Origin of the sequence: Exiguobacterium sp. SH5S13, assembly GCF_004337085.1 — a bacterium.
Taxonomy (GTDB): domain Bacteria; phylum Bacillota; class Bacilli; order Exiguobacteriales; family Exiguobacteriaceae; genus Exiguobacterium; species Exiguobacterium aurantiacum_A.
Genome location: NZ_SJUS01000051.1, coordinates 1 through 2,474 on the forward strand (window position 1 = coordinate 1; position 2,474 = coordinate 2,474).

2 protein-coding genes are annotated in these 2,474 nt (G+C 49.2%); both read left to right on the forward strand.

Going from position 1 to position 2,474, the window contains the following annotated elements; all coding sequences use genetic code 11:
• Positions 1–133: 133 nt before the first annotated feature.
• Positions 134–1,675 carry an IS21 family transposase gene (istA, locus tag EVJ30_RS14810; protein WP_131469566.1) on the forward strand — a complete coding sequence of 514 codons (1,542 nt, stop codon included), beginning with the start codon at positions 134–136 and terminating at the stop codon, positions 1,673–1,675.
• Positions 1,672–2,430, forward strand: a complete 759-nt coding sequence (gene istB / locus EVJ30_RS14815) for an IS21-like element helper ATPase IstB (RefSeq protein WP_131469567.1) — start codon at positions 1,672–1,674, stop codon at positions 2,428–2,430. The genes istA and istB overlap by 4 nt, the downstream gene beginning before the upstream one ends.
• Positions 2,431–2,474 lie beyond the last annotated feature (44 nt).

A 2,474-nucleotide genomic window follows, 5' to 3' on the forward strand; every position in this document is an offset into this window, starting at 1 on the left:
TGTGAACGCTAGAATAAAATTGACAGTTTTTGCTCGATACGATTTTACACTATTGCCGAAGAATCAGAACAGAACTCCGATAGAGTAGTTGAAGCTATTTTATCTGGAGGGAATGGATTTGGAGGAAAAGTTAGTGCTACACATCAAGATTCATCAAATGTATCAGCAAAACATCAAAGTGGCTCAAATCGCCACAGCGCTGAAGGTATCAAGACCGACGGTATATAAGTACCTGAAGATGACATATGAAGACGCCCTACATGAATTTGACGGAAAAGCCTGTTCACGAAAAAAGAAACTCGACATATATCGGGACTGGATCATTGCATGGTTGGAGGAGTATCCGCATTTGAGCAGCGCACAAGTCCATGACTGGTTACTTGAAAGATATCCCGACCTCTCGGTCGGATCGAGCACGGTGAGGACATACGTGAAGGAAATCCGAGAAATCTATCAGATTGAAAAGAAAAGGATTGTCCGCCATTACGAGGCCATCCCTGAACAACCGATGGGCAAGCAGATACAGGTGGACTGGGGTGAGACCAGACAACGGACTAAAGATGGGAAAACGATCAAGCTCTATTTCATCGCGTTCGTACTTGCGCACTCTCGAATGAAGTATGTGGAATGGAGAGAGCGTCCGTTCACCACCAAGGACACCATTCGCTGCCACGAGAATGCGTTTCAATTCTATGGTGGGCGCCCTTCTGAAATCGTCTACGACCAGGATCACCTCATCGCAATCAACGAGAACGCAGGTGACGTTCTATTGACCAATGAGTTTCAAGCCTATGTGAACGAACGGAAGTTCAGGATCTATTTATGTCGTAGGGCCGACCCGGAGTCGAAGGGTATGATCGAGAACGTCGTGAAGTATATCAAACGGAATTTTGCGGACAGCAGAGTGTACCGGCATATCGAGGATTGGAACGACCGTTCCATGAGATGGCTGGAGAGGACAGGAAATTATAATGTCCACCAGACAACGAAAAAAAGACCAGCTGAAGTGTTCTCCGTCGAAAAACAACACTTACAACCGGTCTCCTCGCTACTTTCTTTCGAAAGCATCCATATGGAAAGTATAGCAAGGAACGTCGGCAAGGACAACACAATCCGTTATCGCTCAAACCGTTACACCGTCCCAATCGGGACCTACTCATCGGTCAAGAAAAAGGTGGTATTCGTCGAAGTGACCGATCAGGAGCGATTATTGATCCGCGAGTCTCCCGAGGGAGAAGTGATCGCAGACCACCGGATCAGCCAAGAGAGCGGAAAACTGATTCAAAACCGTGACCACCTGCGAGATCGTTCCAAGGGAATCGAAGAACTGAAGCAACAGGTCCTCGCCTACTTCGAGGACAGAGAGTCTGCCTCTGACTATCTGGTTGAGCTCTCGAAGCGGTATCCACGTTACCGCCGCGACCAGTTCAACATCGTCAGGGACGTCGCGACCATGTATCCCAATCACTTAACGAAGGCACTGGAAAAGTGTTCGCAAGAGAAGCTGTTCAGCGCCAACGATTTCCGAGACGTGGTCCACTATCTCGCGACCCTCGCGGACGATGGGTGTGATACAAAACCCGATACCGAACGTCCGAAGAAATCCGGGATACAGGTCGCAACGAGGCCGATCCAAGCCTACACCGACATCCTGAAAGGGGTGACGGTAAAATGAGTCAAAGCGTTTCCGAGTTACAACAGGACTTTCGGCAGCTTCGTCTCGCCGAGACGGCTGACGCCCTCCCACAGATTTTGAGAGAGGCCGAAATGGCCTCCTGGACGTATATCGAATTTCTAAGTGCCATCACGAACCATGAACGCGCCAAACGAGACGCTAAAAGTTTGGAGAGACGAATGAAGTGGGCCCGATTCCCGTTCATTAAATCCCTCTCGGAGTTCAATTTAGAGGAACAGACCGCACTAACCGCCCGACAGCTGAAGCAGTTGAAACAGCTCAACTGGCTCGAGCAACAGTACAACCTGATCCTCTTGGGCCCTCCGGGCGTCGGAAAGACGTTTTTGGCTGTGGGGCTGGGAATCGAGGCGGTCAACCACGGGTTCAAGGTATACTTCGTCACGATGGGCGAACTCGTCCAACTATTAAAAAGTGAAGAGTTCTCAAGTAAGTCGAAGATCCAGTTAAAAAGGTTGCGAGATTCGGACCTGGTCATCATCGATGACCTGATGTATATGGCCATGGACCAACGAGAAGCCAATCTCTTCTTCCATCTCGTCAACCACCTTTACGAGCGCAGCTCGATCATCCTGACCTCGAACAAAAGCCCCGATCAATGGGGCGAATTGATCGGGGACCAGGGCATCACGACTGCGATACTGGACCGCTTACTCCATCGCGTCGAAATCATACATAGTGATGACGACAGTCATCGGATGAGGAACCGGAAATCATTGTTTTCGGCAGAAGTGTAAAAGGCAAACGAGCAAAAAGTGTCAAAATCAACTTGACGTCTACA